The 14,464-nt window shown below is 57.1% G+C and carries 12 protein-coding genes; 8 read left to right on the top strand and 4 right to left on the bottom strand.

Features of this window, described 5'->3' with window-relative positions:
- Positions 1 to 71: 71 nt before the first annotated feature.
- Genes PMI28_RS22445 through PMI28_RS22460 form a run of 4 tightly spaced genes read right to left on the bottom strand, consistent with a single transcriptional unit; the run spans position 72 to position 6,161 of the window.
- Positions 72 to 1,253 (bottom strand): hybrid sensor histidine kinase/response regulator, encoded by a 1,182-nt coding sequence (locus PMI28_RS22445; protein WP_007983726.1) that lies wholly within the window; start codon positions 1,251 to 1,253, stop codon positions 72 to 74.
- Complete coding sequence (locus PMI28_RS22450; protein ID WP_007983724.1) at positions 1,247 to 1,840, bottom strand: chemotaxis protein CheB; 594 nt, start codon at positions 1,838 to 1,840, stop codon at positions 1,247 to 1,249. The genes PMI28_RS22445 and PMI28_RS22450 overlap by 7 nt, the downstream gene beginning before the upstream one ends.
- Positions 1,837 to 2,670, bottom strand: a complete 834-nt coding sequence (locus PMI28_RS22455; protein ID WP_007983722.1) for a CheR family methyltransferase — start codon at positions 2,668 to 2,670, stop codon at positions 1,837 to 1,839. Before PMI28_RS22455 ends, PMI28_RS22450 begins: the two co-directional genes overlap by 4 nt.
- Positions 2,670 to 6,161 (bottom strand): response regulator, encoded by a 3,492-nt coding sequence (locus tag PMI28_RS22460; RefSeq protein ID WP_007983720.1) that lies wholly within the window; start codon positions 6,159 to 6,161, stop codon positions 2,670 to 2,672. Before PMI28_RS22460 ends, PMI28_RS22455 begins: the two co-directional genes overlap by 1 nt.
- Before the next feature lie 257 nt (positions 6,162 to 6,418).
- Here PMI28_RS22460 and PMI28_RS22465 point away from each other — a divergent pair, with 257 nt between their 5' ends.
- The 8 genes from PMI28_RS22465 (at position 6,419) to PMI28_RS22495 (ending at position 14,458) form a co-directional block, all read left to right on the top strand.
- Positions 6,419 to 6,781 carry a response regulator gene (locus tag PMI28_RS22465; protein WP_007983718.1) on the top strand — a complete coding sequence of 121 codons (363 nt, stop codon included), beginning with the start codon at positions 6,419 to 6,421 and terminating at the stop codon, positions 6,779 to 6,781.
- A 75-nt stretch (positions 6,782 to 6,856) separates the two neighbouring features.
- The gene (locus PMI28_RS22470; protein ID WP_007983715.1) at positions 6,857 to 8,149 is read left to right on the top strand and encodes a glycosyltransferase; all 1,293 of its coding nucleotides are present in this window, start codon (positions 6,857 to 6,859) and stop codon (positions 8,147 to 8,149) included.
- Positions 8,150 to 8,250: 101 nt separating this feature from the next.
- Positions 8,251 to 9,141 (top strand): hypothetical protein, encoded by an 891-nt coding sequence (locus PMI28_RS22475; RefSeq protein WP_007983713.1) that lies wholly within the window; start codon positions 8,251 to 8,253, stop codon positions 9,139 to 9,141.
- 279 nt (positions 9,142 to 9,420) lie between these two features.
- Complete coding sequence (locus PMI28_RS22480) at positions 9,421 to 10,287, top strand: hypothetical protein (RefSeq protein WP_007983711.1); 867 nt, start codon at positions 9,421 to 9,423, stop codon at positions 10,285 to 10,287.
- Between the two features lie 73 nt (positions 10,288 to 10,360).
- Positions 10,361 to 11,260 (top strand): AraC family transcriptional regulator, encoded by a 900-nt coding sequence (locus PMI28_RS22485; RefSeq protein WP_007983709.1) that lies wholly within the window; start codon positions 10,361 to 10,363, stop codon positions 11,258 to 11,260.
- A gap of 153 nt (positions 11,261 to 11,413) precedes the next feature.
- The gene (locus tag PMI28_RS30480; RefSeq protein WP_007983707.1) at positions 11,414 to 11,833 is read left to right on the top strand and encodes a hypothetical protein; all 420 of its coding nucleotides are present in this window, start codon (positions 11,414 to 11,416) and stop codon (positions 11,831 to 11,833) included.
- A gap of 231 nt (positions 11,834 to 12,064) precedes the next feature.
- On the top strand, positions 12,065 to 13,375 hold the full coding sequence (locus PMI28_RS22490; RefSeq protein WP_007983705.1) for an ABC transporter substrate-binding protein: 1,311 nt from the start codon (positions 12,065 to 12,067) through the stop codon (positions 13,373 to 13,375).
- Positions 13,376 to 13,531: 156 nt separating this feature from the next.
- The gene (locus tag PMI28_RS22495) at positions 13,532 to 14,458 is read left to right on the top strand and encodes a carbohydrate ABC transporter permease (protein ID WP_033063135.1); all 927 of its coding nucleotides are present in this window, start codon (positions 13,532 to 13,534) and stop codon (positions 14,456 to 14,458) included.
- The last annotated feature ends 6 nt before the right edge of the window (positions 14,459 to 14,464 follow it).

Raw genomic sequence — 14,464 nt, 5'->3', positions numbered from 1 at the left:
CCTTTGTTCGGTCAATTGCTGCTGATACGACCGTAGGGTCGATCAGAGGTTGCGTTTATCTGGCTGTTTTCCTACAGCGGCAGACAAACGCGAAACAAGGCGCCTTCGCCAATCCTGCTCTGGACGGTAATAGTACCGCCATGGGCGGTCACAATCTGTTCTGAAATAAACAATCCCAGGCCCAGTCCGGCGACGACGTGTTTGGCCGATACCCGTTCGAACTGCTGGAATATCCGCTCCTGGTTTTCTTCGCTGATGCCGATCCCCTGGTCCTGCACGTCCACCAGCGCCCGGCCCTCCTCACTGTATACCTTCACCGAGATCGGGCCTTTGGCCCCGTAACGCAAGGCGTTGGTCAACAGGTTGGAAATGACCTGTTCTATACGAAACTCGTCCCAATTTCCGATCACCGGTTGCCCGGCATCGAGTGTGACCGACGACTCGGCGGCGTCGATCTGCGGGGAAAAATTCTGCAACAATTCCCGAACCAGCGCCGATAGATCAAAGCACGTCGGCCGGATCGACAACTTGCCGGTGCGAATGCGCGAGACATCCAGCATGTCTTCGATCAAACGTATGAGGCTTTTGATCTGCCGCTCGTCGCGGTCGACCATGGCGTGAATTTTGTCCAGGGTGAAGGCGGCGGCGTTGTCCCGGGCCAGGTGCATCTTGCGCAACTGGGTTTCAAGGATCAGGCCGTTGAGCGGCGTGCGCACTTCGTGGGCGACGATGGACATGAAATCATCGCGCATACGCACCGCCTGCTCCAGTTCCAGCTGGGTGTCTTGCAGCTGCTTGAGCAGGGTCTCCTGTTCGCGGCGACTGTGCTCCAGGGCCAGCACTTGTTCCTTCATCGCCTTGCTCTGGCGATACAGGTCGACAAACACATTGACCTTGCTCTTGACTGCGTGGATGTCCAGCGGCTTGTGCAGGAAGTCCACGGCACCGCTTTCGTAGCCTTTGAACGCGTAGTTCAGTTCGCGTCCGGCGGCACTGACGAAAACGATCGGGATGTTTTTGGTTTTTTCCGTGCCACGCATCAACTCGGCCAGCTCGAAGCCATTCATTCCGGGCATCTGCACATCGAGGATGGCCATGGCGAATTCGTGTTGCAACAGCAGGGACAAGGCTTCGTCGGCGGACAGCGCCTTGTACACGATTCGGTCTTCACGCTTGATCAGCGCTTCGAGCGCCAGCAGATTCTCCGGCAGATCGTCGACGATCAGCAGTTTGGCCTTGATATTACTTAGCATGCGATTCGTTCCAGCTCGACAAGCAAACGGCCGATGCCGCGTACAGGAAGTATGTGATCCGGCTGGAGCAGATCCAGCGCAGCCTGGGGCATGGTGGCGACTTGGGCTGATTGCGGGTCTTGCACGATGGTCATGCCACCACGCTTTTTGACCTGGACCAGCCCGCGCGCGCCGTCGCGGTTGGCACCGGTGAGCAATACCGCGGCCAGATGGGCTCCGTATGCATCGGCGGCCGATTCGAACAGGTAATCGATGGCAGGTCGCGAATGATGCACTCGAGGCTCCAGGCTCAGGGAGAAGCTGCGGTCCTGCTCCACCGACAGGTGATAACCGGGCGCGGCGAAATACAGCGTGCCGACCTCGACCGGGGTCTTGTCGCACGCCTCCAGCACCGGCAGGGCAACCCGGCGGGAAAACACGTCCGCCAGTTGGCTGCAGCGCTCATCCGGCAGGTGCAGCACGACAATCACCGGCAGTGCGAAACCCTCGCGCAGCGGGCCGAGGATGTTCAACAGCGCCTCGACGCCACCGGCGGAGGCACCGATCACGATCGCCTCGATCGCCGGCAGGTTCGTTGCACTGTTCATGATTTTCGGTAGATCCGTTCTTGTTTGACCAGCGGCTCGAACTGATTGCCGAAGGCTGAGAAATCCGGGGTTTCCTTACTGCCCAACACCAAAAAACCGCGATGGCACAGGGACTCATGAAACAGTCCAAGCGCTCGATCCTGAAGTTTTTTATTGAAATAAATCAATACATTACGACATGAAATTAATTGAGTTTCTGAAAATACACTGTCCGTCGCCAGGCTGTGATCGGCAAAGGTCACGTTCTCACGCAACGTCTTGTCGAAAATGGCGTACCCATAAGCCGCCGTATAGTAGTCGGCAAATGAACTCCGGCCACCGGCCTGCTGGTAATTCGCAGTGTAGGCGCGGACATTCTCCATCGAGAAAATCCCTTGCTTGGCTTTTTCCAGAGAGCGCGGATTGATATCCGTAGCGTAGATGATCGTGCGGTCGAGCAGGCCCTCTTCACGCAGCAGAATGGCCATCGAATACACCTCTTCACCGGTGCTGCATCCGGCGATCCAGATTTTGATCGAAGGGTAGGTCCTGAGCAGCGGCACCACTTCCTTGCGAATGGCCAGAAAGTGCGAAGGGTCGCGAAACATCTCACTGACCGGAATGGTCAGCAATTGCAGCAATTGCATGAACGCGGCGGGATCGTGCAAGACCTTTTCCTGCAACGCCGAGATGGTATTGCACTCGAACTGACTCAACGCATGGTTGACCCGGCGTTTGATCGAAGCGCCGGAGTAATCGCGAAAATCGTAGCTGTACTTGAGGTAGATCGCCTCGATCAACAACCGCAATTCGATTTCGCTGTTTCGCTCCCCTGAATAATTGCGCTCCACTAGATACGTTCCATCTTCGGTAACCAGACACGAATCAGCGAAAACAGGCGGTCCAGGTCGATGGGCTTGGCCAGGTAATCGTTGGCGCCGGCCTGCAGGCAGCGCTCCTGATCGTCCTTCATGGCCTTGGCCGTCACCGCAATGATCGGCAACTTGCGCCAGCGCGGGTCCTTGCGGATTTCTACGGTGGCTTCAAAGCCATCCATCTGCGGCATCATCACGTCCATCAACACCAGATCGATGTCTTCCACCTCATTCAATCGTTCAATCGCTTCGTGGCCGTTGCGGCCAATGACCACGACCGCGCCCTTTTGCTCCAGCGCGCTGGTAAGGGCGAAGATGTTGCGCACATCGTCATCCACCAGCAGCACCTTGCGGCCCTCGAAGACCTTGTCGCGACTGCGGGCGACCTTGAGCATCTTCTGCCGCTCATGGGACAACCGTGATTCGACTTTGTGCAGAAAAAGCGTCACCTCGTCCAGCAGCCGCTCCGGCGAGCGTGCGCCCTTGATGATGATCGAGCGCGAATACTTGCGCAGTTCGGCCTCTTCATCCCGGGTCAGGTTGCGCCCGGTATAGACGATGACGGGAGGAAAGGAGCAGATGTCTTCGGTAGACATGCGCTTGAGCAGGTCATTGCCGAGCATGTCCGGCAGCTTGAGGTCGATGATCATGCAATCGAAGACGGAGGCCCGCAGCAGGTCCAGCGCCTCCTGCGCCAGGCCAACGGCGGTGATTTCGATGTCATCGTCGCCGATCAGGCGGGCAATGCTGTCGCGTTGCAAATCGTCATCTTCAACCAGCAACACGCGCTTGACCTTCTGGGTCAGCTTCGCCTCAAGGCGGCCGAACACGTCCTTGAGTTCCTCGCGGGTGGTCGGTTTGACCGCATAGCCAATGGCGCCCATGTGCATCGCCGCTTCAACCCGGTCCTCGACCGAAATCACATGCACCGGGATGTGCCGGGTTTCGGCGTGCTCCTTCAAACGTTGCAGCACGGTCAGGCCGGAATGATCCGGAAGCCGCATGTCCAGCAGGATCGCATCGGGAATGAACGCCTTGGCCAGGTCATAACCTTCGTCGGCGCCATGGGCCACCAGGCATTGGTAACCCAGTTCATGGGCAAGGTCGTAGAGGATGTGCGCAAAGTTCGGCTCATCCTCCACCACCAGAATGCAGCGGCTGGTGAACGGACCGTTGTGGCGATCGTCGTCAAAACGCGGAATGTCGACGTCGGCAATCAATGGCGACAACGTGGGTGGCGGTACATTCGGTGCAGCCGCCACAGGAACGGCTCGCATCGGTTCGACAGGCACTTCGCCCGGTTCCACGTACTGCTGCGGCAAGACCAGAGTAAACACACTGCCCTGCCCCGGCGTGCTGCTCATGCTGATGGAGCCGCCGAGCAAGGCCGCCAGATCACGGGAAATCGACAAACCCAGCCCGGTGCCGCCGTAACGCCGATTGCTGGTGCCATCGGCCTGACGGAACGCTTCGAAGATGCTTTCGTGCTGATCCGCCGCAACGCCGATGCCGGAATCGCGCACGGTAAACGCAATGCCCTCGTTTGGCGCCATGGCGACGGCCAGGCTGACGCTGCCTTTTTCGGTGAACTTCACGGCGTTGGACAGCAGGTTCTTGAGGACCTGCTCCAGGCGTTGACGGTCGGTGAACAGCATCTGCGGCGCACCGTCCTGCATATCCACCTGGAAATCCAGCTGCTTGTCCGTGGCCAACGGCTGGAACAGGCCGCGCAGGCCATCCACCAGACGCGCCACGCTGGTGTTCTCCGGGCGGATTTCCAGCTTGCCAGCCTCGACTTTGGAAATATCCAGAATGTCGTTGATCAGGTTAAGCAAGTCATTGCCGGCGGAGTAAATCGACTCGGCGAACTTGACCTGCTCGGCGCTGAGGTTTTCCTCTGCATTTTCCGCAAGCAGCTTGGCCAGGATCAACGAACTGTTCAGCGGTGTGCGCAGTTCGTGGGACATGTTGGCGAGAAATTCGGACTTGTACTTGCTCGAACGCTGCAATTCCAGCGCGCGCTCTTCGAGCTGGATCTGCGCCTGATTGAGTTCGGTGTTCTTCAGGTCCATGGCGTCGCGCTGCTCAGCCAGCACTTCTGCCTGCTCGGCGAGTTGTTCGTTGGTCTGCTCCAGCTCCACCTGCTGGGTTTCCAGGTGCGCCTGGGATTCCTTGAGAATCCGCGACTGTTCTTCGAGCTCTTCGTTGGCGGTCTTGAGCTCTTCCTGCTGCACTTGCAGCTCTTCATTGAGCTGCTGGGTTTCAGCCAGCACTTCCTGCAAGCGCTGGCGATAGCGTGCGGCCTCGATGGACGTGCCGATGTTGCTGGCAATCAACTCCAGCAACGCGACATCGCGGTCGGTCAATGGACGCAGGAAACCCAACTCAATCACGCCATTGACCCGGTCGTCGTCGCTGGTTGGCACCACCAGCACACTGCGCGGCAAGCCTTCGCCGAGGCCGGAGCTGACCTTGAAATAATCCCCCGGCACCTCGTCCAGGCGAATCAGCCGTGCCTGTTGCGCCACCTGGCCGACAATGCCTTCGTCGCTATAAATCTGCTGCTCACGATCTTCCTGCTCACGGGAGAAGCCGTAGGTCGCGATGCGTTTGAGGCCGCCATGGTCTTCACGGACATAAATGGCTGCCACGGCGGAGCCCAGGTACTGCGCGCAAAATTGCAGAATGTTGCGACCCAGCATGTTCAAGCTCAATTGCCCCAGCACTTGCTCGGCCAGTTCGGTCTGGCCGTTGCGCAGCCAGGCCTGCTGCTCCAGGCGATGGGCGCTGGCCTGCTGGGCAGCGAGGTTGACGCTGTAGTTTTGCGAAAGGTTGAGCAAATCGCGACGCCCGACATACGCCAGCAACCCACTGACACCGGCAATGAACAACAGATAGAGGCTGATGCTCATGACCGTGGTACGTCGCACTTCTTCATTGCGCGATGTGCGCAATTGTTGTTCCGCGTCGATCACGTCCTCGAACTGCTTGCGAATTTCATCGGTCAGTCGCTTGCCACGGCCGGCCTTGACCACGGCGCGAAAGTCACCGCTGCTGCGCTGCAAATCGATCAGCGATTGCGCGTAATGGGCCCACTCCTGCTGCAGTGCCTGCAACCGCAGCAAACGGTCGGTCTGCACCGGGTTGTCGGCGGTCAGCTCGAGCAAGGTGTTGAGCGCCACGGCAATTCGCGGCTTGGCGGTTTCGTAGGGTTCGAGGAAATGTTCGTCGCCACTGAGCAGGAAACCACGCATCCCGGTTTCCAGGTCCACGGTCAACTTGACCGCTTCATTGGCGTTATTGATCACCCGGTCGGTGTGTTCCACCCACTGGATCGTCGACAGTAAATAGGTGATCAGCGAAACGAAAAACACTGCACTGATGAGGCCCAGACCCAAGGGCAGGCTGATGTTGCGGCTCAGGAGTTTACGAAATCGTTGCTCATCAACCGAGGACGCAGGGGTCATGGGGAAGGCCTTGTCGAACTGTCAGAGTGCAAGGAGTTTGCCCCAAAACTCGCACACTGATCCAATTTTCTGACATGTTATCGCGCAAGGTCCTACATTCCACTGCGCCCCCCAAAGCAGCGGGTTATCCTTGCCTGACCTGCGCCGCCATTCTTTTTTCCATCGCGTTGGGAACTTGTCGGGATCCGTCACTTACTCATGCAAGAGGCCGCTGATTTCGAGCGACTGGCAGCGCCAATTTTTTCGGGAATCTCACTATGTCATCCGCCAACGCCTCCATCATCCTCGTCGTCGAAGACGATGCCACCGTGCGCATGCTGATCGTTGATGTGCTGGAGGAGTTGGATTTCAAGGTGCTTGAAGCCGATGGCAGCGAACAGGCGCTGGAGAAGCTCAAGGACCTGAATCAACCGATTGATCTGATGATGACGGATGTGGGCTTGCCGATCATGGACGGCCGCGAACTGGCCAATGAAGCGCGTGCTTTGCGTCCAACCCTTCCGGTCCTTTTTGCCAGCGGGTATGCCGAAAGCATCGATGCACCGGCAGGAATGCATGTGATCGGTAAACCGTTCTCCATCGATCAGTTGCGCGACAAAGTTAAAAGCATTCTCGGCTAACCCTGCGCCCTGCTGTGGTTTAATGCGCACCGTTTTTCATCCCTGCCCTGTATCCGCTTCAAGGAATTCCCGTCAATGATTCAACCCCACGCAACCAAAGTCCTGGTCATTGGTTACGTCTGGCCCGAGCCCCGCTCTTCGGCAGCCGGTGGGCACATGATGCAAATCCTTGAAACGTTCCTGCAGCAAGGCTGGGACATCACCTTCAGCAGCCCCGCCGGTACCGGCGAGCACCGCGCCGACCTGGCACCACTGGGCATTCGCGAAGTGCCCATCGAATTGAACAACAGCAGTTTCGACACGTTCATCAGCGAACTCGCCCCGGATGTGGTGCTGTTCGATCGCTTCATGATGGAAGAGCAATTCGGCTGGCGTGTCGAAAAACACTGCCCGAATGCCATGCGGGTGCTGGAGTCTTCCGACCTGCAAAGCTTGCGTGATGCCCGTCATCAGCGTCTCAAGGACCGCCTGAAGGCCAGCGACGACAACAACGACTTCAGCGAAATGTTTGCGCCCGCGTTACGCGAAGAGTTCGAATTCATGGCTGATACCGACCTGGCCAAACGGGAGATCGCGGCAATTTATCGATGCGACTTGACCCTGATGGTTTCGCAGGTGGAAATCGAATTGCTGGTCGAGCAGTTCAAAGTACCGCGCAACCTGTTGCACTGGTGCCCGCTGATGGTCGAACTGCCGACCCGGTCGCCCGTTCCATTCGAAAACCGGGCGAACCTTCTGCACATCGGCAATTTTCGCCATGCACCGAACTGGGATGCCGTGCTCTGGCTGAAAACCACGATCTGGCCGTTGATCCGCGCTCAGCTGCCCACGGCGCAACTGCACATCTACGGCGCATACACGCCGCCCAAGGCCACCGCGTTGCACAACGCCGCCCAGGGGTTTCACGTCATGAACTGGGCCGAAGATGCGTTGCAAGTCATGTCGGCCACGCGGGTGTGCCTGGCGCCGTTGCGTTTCGGCGCCGGTATCAAAGGCAAGATCGTCGATGCGATGCTCTGTGGTACGCCCAATGTCACAACGCCCGCGGGTGCGGAAGCGATGTACGGCGAAGAGGCTTGGCCCGGTGCCATAACCCGGACCGCACGGGAGTTCGCCGACTGCGCCGTCCGGCTTTACAACGACAAGGCGCAATGGTTGAACGCCCAGGCTCAAGCGCAAACCCTGCTGGCCGGTCGTTACCAGCAAGCCCTTCACGGCCCGGCGTTGATCGAAAGACTGGTTGAATGCCAACAACATCTGGCCAACATCCGCAGGGACAACTTCACCGGCAGCATGTTGCGCCATCATCAACACAAAAGTACCCAATACATGGCGCAATGGATCGAGGCCAAGAATCGCCTCAACTAGCCGCCCTGTGCGATACATATCTACCGCATTGATCACCAATGAGCGGATATCCTTTGGCCTTCACCGCCCCACGGACGGGGTGACCGGCAAAAGGAATAGCCATGACGCACAACAAAACAGGATTGCTCGACAAGCAAACCTGGATGAGCAACACCCTCGACATCAATCAACTCAAACTCACCGATATCGTCTGGCCTGGCGTACATAACGCCGGCATGGACAAAAAGGCGTCGAATTACGATGCGGTGACCGGCAACTGGACCAGCTGTCAGAACGACACTTTTTCCTGGCAACTGGCCAATGGCGCCCGCGCCTTTGATATCCGCCTGGGCTACACGGCCGGCGCGGCTCGATCCGGGTTTTACTTTCACCACAACGGCTTTCGCTCGCATCGCGTCCTGGACGATATGATCGACGCGGTGCTGCTGTTCCTTGATCGAAACCCGGACGAATTCATCGTGCTGGACTTCCATCAACTGGCGGACGGCAACAAACCCTTCGACCATAAAAGGCTCAGTGACTGGCTCGTGCGTCGTCTCGGGCTTCGGGCCGTCCTTCCCGGCGACGGACTCAAGACAGTGGGAGCACTGAAAAGTGCGAGTCGGCATCGCCGTGTTGTCATGGCGGCGCCCGCCCTGGCGGAACTCGATGGCGATTACTTCTGGCCGCGAATCCCGCACAAGTGGCGTGACAGCACGTTTTCCGACACCACCGAGCTGCAACGCCACATCGCGCAAAACCTGGAAGATGCGCCCTATGAGACATTCCTCTGGTCATTGTCCGCGATCACCTACTCGCTGCTGGGCGGGCCCGGGCGTATAAAACGGCAGATCAACGACTGGTTCAACACTACGGGAAACTGGGTGACGCGTTGCAGCATCATCAGTACCGATTTTTTCGATGAATCCGAAATCGTCCGTTACTGCTGGAGCGCCACCAGCATGAAAGCGGTTTACGGCCATGCCTTGCATGAACAGGCTCGCGTCCGGTAATAGCGTTATCCATCCGGCAAGAGGCATGATCAGGGCGAGATAACAACAAAAGCACCCTGACATGACCCGCACCGCCGGAGTTTCCGATCCTTCCTATGAATTGATGGACGACCACAATGGCTTGTCCATCATCTAGAGGCGAAAAACAGCCAGCAATAACAATATCCTGAAAACACTAATTGCTTGTACAGACCCTGACCTGCAACCAAGAATAAATCGCCCGATATCAACTCTGATATTCGGGCGTTTCTTTATTCTTAAATAGCAACGGACTGCACAATGACAAATACTTACCCCCATAAAAACTGGATGTCGGCGACACCTTCCATTGACAAGTTAACCCTCTTGGAACTGGTCTGGCCCGGCGCCCATAACGCGGGAGTGGATTATGACTTCTCATACCCAATCGACGTTCAACCGGCCAGTCACTGGTTCGTCTGCCAGGATGGGCCATTTATCCAGCAGCTCAACGAGGGCGTCCGGGTACTCGACCTGCGATTTCTTTCAGAAGAGCGCTGGCTGGGTGTAAGGAAATTTCATACTTTTCACGGCTACAAACACCTCAAAGGCCGATCTTTGATTGAACTGTTCAAGAGCCTGGACTTTTTCCTCAATGAAAACCCGGATGAATTCGTCGTGCTGGATATGCACGAACTCAAAGGCTTTGATGAAAAAAATTTCGACTACAAAGGCTTTCATGAGGCCATCATCCGTGAATTGGGCACGCGACTGATTCCGCTAAAAAACCGTTATCTGACACTGGGTGCACTAAAGAAAAGGAGTCCCCTGCAAAGAATCGTACTAGCCAGCGATTGGCATCCGGACTTCAGTTCACCCCTGTACTGGCCAAAAATCAGAAGCGAATGGAGCGGCAGCGACATTACGTCACCTGAAGAGTTAAGGCAGCATATTGAAAGAACACTGAATAATCCGCCCGAGAAAAACACGCTCTGGTCATTATCCGCCACCAGTTATGGAGAACTGGCCGGTGTAAAACGAATCACCCGGGAATTGAACGAGTGGTTTGGTCCGGACTCTGGATGGGCGCCGAAGTGCAGCATCATCAGTGCCGACTTTATTGGAGCGACACAACTGGTCAGCTATTGCAGGGAAATCAACTTTTCCAGGGGACTGCGCAAGGCGTAAGGCCGGCGAACTGGAACTGTCTTGGGCGGGGGTGCATGATTGGCATCTGAAAAACAAAAAGACCACACTGGACATGACCCGCACCGCCAGAGTTACCGACCCCTCCTATGAATTGATGGACGACCACAATGGCTTGTCCATCATCTACCGCCAGCACGGTTTTCCCAGCCCGCTGGTGCGCTGGCATTTCCACAAGGAATACGAGCTGCACCTGATCGCCGCCAGTTCCGGCAAGGTGTTCATTGGCGATTACATCGGCAACTTCTATCCGCAAACCCTGTTCCTGACCGGCCCCAACCTGCCCCACAACTGGATCAGCCAGGTGGCCGAGGACGAAGTGGTGCCCAAGCGTGACATGCTGGTCAATTTCACCGACGAGTTGTTCGACAGCGGCTATCAGGTATTCGCCGAGCTCAAGACCCTGGCGCCGCTGCTCGAACGCGCGCAGTACGGCATTGAGTTTCGCTGCAAACACACCATCGCCCGGGCCATGGACTTGATGCAGCGCATTGCCGATACCAAAGGCATGACCCGGCTCGGGCACTTTTTCATCCTGCTGGAATTGCTCGCGGCCACCGACGATTACCAACTGCTCTCCGGCGCGACAACACCGCAGTTGGCCGACGAGCACAACATCGACCGCACCAACCGCGCAGTGGATTACATCTTCGCCCATTACGCCCGGGACTTGACGCTGGAAGAGGTCGCCGGGCACCTGGGCATGAAACCCACGTATTTCAGCCGCGTGTTCAAGCAGGCCACCGGGCGCTGCTTTATCGAGTTCGTCAATCGCCTGCGCATCAGCAAATCCTGCGAGCTGCTGGCCGATGGCGACAAACCGGTGACCGATGTGTGCTTCGAATCGGGTTTCAACAATATTTCCAACTTCAACCGGCGGTTCCAGCAGCTTAAGGGGATGACGCCCTCGCACTACCGGCGGCTGGCGTTACAGCGGTTGACTGAGCAAAATTGAAAGATGCTAGGGATGGGTCGATCATGGGTGCCAAATAAAAAAACTGGTAAAACCTGTTATTTCTGACAGTAGACCATACCGACAAACATGCCATATCTTGAACTGAGCAAATATCAATTCCGATATTTCATCTGCACGCTGGAGATTCAGGATATGTCTAATAATACAAAAGAAAAAATTGCCCCTTTGTCTTTTAATGAAACAGCCACACTTGCTCCCAATGAAAAGTTTGGCTGGAGCGGGTCAGGCTCCATCGGGAATGAGGCTACCCCAGAAAGCCCATATTACGCCTGGACCACTAATCGTCTGAGAAAAACATTCGACACAGTTGTCACACCCCATGCGTTTGTACAGGTCGGTGTGACGCTGAGTGCACTACAGGACAATCAAACATTACGTGTAACGCATGCAGAGGGTAACAGCGAATATGGCCCCGTCAGCAAAGGTAATTTTTCGGAATATGTTTTTATCGACGTGAAAGCTGACGCACATGGCAAGGTATCTCTGGAAGTTGGTTTAGCCAGTGGTAATAACTGTAAGATCAACCAAATCAAAGTTAGAGCCCCAAGGTAAGAATGTGAGCACTGACTGGCAAAAATAATTGCCCAGTCAGTGCTCCCGCTATGCGCAATGTGTAGCTATCAAGACGATCTAGTGCAAAAAAGTATCGATCAAGGTGCGACGGATGATTTGTCTCGCCTGCCATTGAAGGATGTAATCAGCACAGATTCTTCCTGCCATCGGAAGACACAAAAACAATAACTGTCCTTCTGTATCCCGCCGGGTGCAGAAAAGGAGTGCACGATGCAACCTTCGGTAAAAGCTCTGCTTACCCTCACCTGCATGACCCTCAGCAGCGTCAGCCTTGGCGCCCAGACCCTGACCATCGCCACCGTCAACAACAGCGACATGATCCGCATGCAAAAGCTCTCGAAAACCTTCGAGGCCGAGCACCCGGACATCAAGCTCAATTGGGTGGTCCTCGAAGAAAACGTCCTGCGCCAGCGCCTGACCACCGACATCGCCACCCAGGGCGGGCAGTTCGATGTGCTGACCATCGGCATGTACGAAGCCGCACTCTGGGGCGCCAAGGGCTGGCTGGAGCCGATGAAGGATTTGCCGGCCAGTTATGCCCTCGACGACGTGTTTCCATCGGTGCGTGAAGGCCTGTCGGTGAAGGGGTCGCTGTATGCCCTGCCGTTCTACGCCGAAAGCTCGATTACCTATTACCGTACCGATCTGTTCAAGGACGCTGGCCTGAACATGCCCGAGCACCCGAGCTGGGAGCAGATCGGTGAGTTCGCCGCCAAACTGAACAAACCCGAGCAGGAACAGTACGGCATCTGCCTGCGCGGCAAGGCCGGCTGGGGCGAGAACATGGCGCTGATCACCACCGTCGCCAACGCCTATGGCGCGCGCTGGTTCGATGAAAAGTGGCAAGCGGAATTCAACGCTCCCGAATGGAAAAATGCGCTGAACTTCTACGTCGACACCATGAAGAAATCCGGCCCGCCGGGCGCGTCGAGCAATGGTTTTAATGAAAACCTGGCGTTGTTCAACAGCGGTAAATGCGCGATCTGGGTCGACGCCAGCGTCGCCGGCTCGTTCGTCACCGACAAGGCCCAGAGCAAGGTCGCCGATCACGTCGGTTTCACCTATGCGCCGCACCAGGTCACCGACAAGGGCTCGGCCTGGTTGTATTCCTGGGCGCTGGCCATTCCGACCAGTTCCAAAGCCAAGGACGCCGCGAAAACCTTCAGCGCCTGGGCCACCTCCAGGGAGTACAGCGCACTGGTCGCGGAAAAGGACGGCATCGCCAACGTGCCGCCGGGAACCCGTGCCTCGACCTACAGTGAGGCGTACTTGAGTGCGGCACCATTCGCCAAGGTTACGCTGGAATCGCTCAAGGCCGCGGACCCGGGCAAGCCGGGTGCCAGGCCCGTGCCGTACATCGGCATCCAGTTGGTGACCATTCCCGAGTTCCAGGGCATTGGTACTCAGGTCGGCAAATCCTTCTCCGCGGCGCTGATCGGCCAGACTACGGTCGACCAGGCCCTGGCGGCGGCCCAGCAAACCACCGAGCGCGAAATGAAGCGCGCGGGTTATCCCAAGTAACCCCCGCACTTCCCTGCTCTTGCCTTGTGTGGGAGCGGGCTTGCTCGCGAAGAGGCCGGTGCATCCGCCGAATATTCGTGACTGAACCATCGCCTTCGCGAGCAAGCCCGCTCCCACATTGGATCTTCGTAGGTCTGAATGAATCGGTTTAATGCCATGAATACATCAACTGCCAAAGCTCACATGGACATTGTCCAACCGCAACACAAAAGCCGCGTGGCCAATCCCGGCTGGTTTCTGGTCAGCCCTTCGGTGGCACTGCTGCTGTTGTGGATGATCGTGCCGCTGGGCATGACCCTCTACTTCTCGATGATCCGCTACAACCTGCTCAATCCGGGTGAAAACGAATTTGTCGGCATCGAGAACTTCACCTACTTCCTGACGGATTCGGGTTTCCTGCCCGGCGCCAGCAACACGCTGTTGCTGGTGGGCAGCGTGCTGCTGATCAGCGTGGTATTCGGGGTGCTGATCAGTGCGCTACTGGAGGCCAGTGAGTTCTTCGGTCGCGGCATCGTGCGGGTGATGCTGATCTCACCGTTCTTCATCATGCCCACCGTCGGTGCGCTGATCTGGAAGAACCTGATTTTCCATCCGGTGTCGGGGATTCTCGCCTACGTCTGGAAACTGTTCGGCGCACAGCCGGTGGACTGGCTGGCGCACTATCCGCTGCTGTCGATCATCATCATTGTCTCGTGGCAATGGCTGCCGTTCGCGATCCTGATCCTGATGACCGCCATGCAGTCCCTCGACCAGGAACAGAAAGAAGCCGCACGCCTGGACGGGGCCGGGCCTGTCGCGATTTTCTGGCACCTGACCCTGCCGCACCTGGCGCGGCCGATTGCGGTGGTGGTGATGATCGAAACCATCTTCCTGCTCTCGGTGTTCGCCGAAATCTTCACCACCACCAACGGCGGCCCCGGCTACGCCTCGACCAACCTCGCCTATCTGATCTACAACCAGGCGCTGGTGCAGTTCGACGTCGGCATGGCCTCGGCGGGCGGTTTGATCGCCGTGGTCATCGCCAACATCGCCGCGATCATCCTGGTGCGGATGATCGGCAAAAACCTGACCGACAAAGCCTGAGGCCTG

The organism is Pseudomonas sp. GM48 (assembly GCF_000282335.1).
Taxonomy (GTDB): Bacteria; Pseudomonadota; Gammaproteobacteria; order Pseudomonadales; family Pseudomonadaceae; genus Aquipseudomonas.
The sequence above is the reverse complement of the archived record's forward strand: the minus strand, read 5'-3'. Positions and strand labels throughout refer to the sequence as shown.

Excerpts from the sequence above, each read along its gene's own strand:
- PMI28_RS22445 (WP_007983726.1), bottom strand. The coding sequence starts at position 1,253 with ATGCTAAGTAATATCAAGGCCAAACTGCTGATCGTCGACGATCTGCCG.
- PMI28_RS22450 (WP_007983724.1), bottom strand. The coding sequence starts at position 1,840 with ATGAACAGTGCAACGAACCTGCCGGCGATCGAGGCGATCGTGATCGGT.
- PMI28_RS22460 (WP_007983720.1), bottom strand. The coding sequence starts at position 6,161 with ATGACCCCTGCGTCCTCGGTTGATGAGCAACGATTTCGTAAACTCCTG.
- PMI28_RS22465 (WP_007983718.1), top strand. The coding sequence starts at position 6,419 with ATGTCATCCGCCAACGCCTCCATCATCCTCGTCGTCGAAGACGATGCC.
- PMI28_RS22470 (WP_007983715.1), top strand. The coding sequence starts at position 6,857 with ATGATTCAACCCCACGCAACCAAAGTCCTGGTCATTGGTTACGTCTGG.
- PMI28_RS22475 (WP_007983713.1), top strand. The coding sequence starts at position 8,251 with ATGACGCACAACAAAACAGGATTGCTCGACAAGCAAACCTGGATGAGC.
- PMI28_RS22480 (WP_007983711.1), top strand. The coding sequence starts at position 9,421 with ATGACAAATACTTACCCCCATAAAAACTGGATGTCGGCGACACCTTCC.
- PMI28_RS22485 (WP_007983709.1), top strand. The coding sequence starts at position 10,361 with ATGACCCGCACCGCCAGAGTTACCGACCCCTCCTATGAATTGATGGAC.
- PMI28_RS30480 (WP_007983707.1), top strand. The coding sequence starts at position 11,414 with ATGTCTAATAATACAAAAGAAAAAATTGCCCCTTTGTCTTTTAATGAA.
- PMI28_RS22490 (WP_007983705.1), top strand. The coding sequence starts at position 12,065 with ATGCAACCTTCGGTAAAAGCTCTGCTTACCCTCACCTGCATGACCCTC.
- PMI28_RS22495 (WP_033063135.1), top strand. The coding sequence starts at position 13,532 with ATGAATACATCAACTGCCAAAGCTCACATGGACATTGTCCAACCGCAA.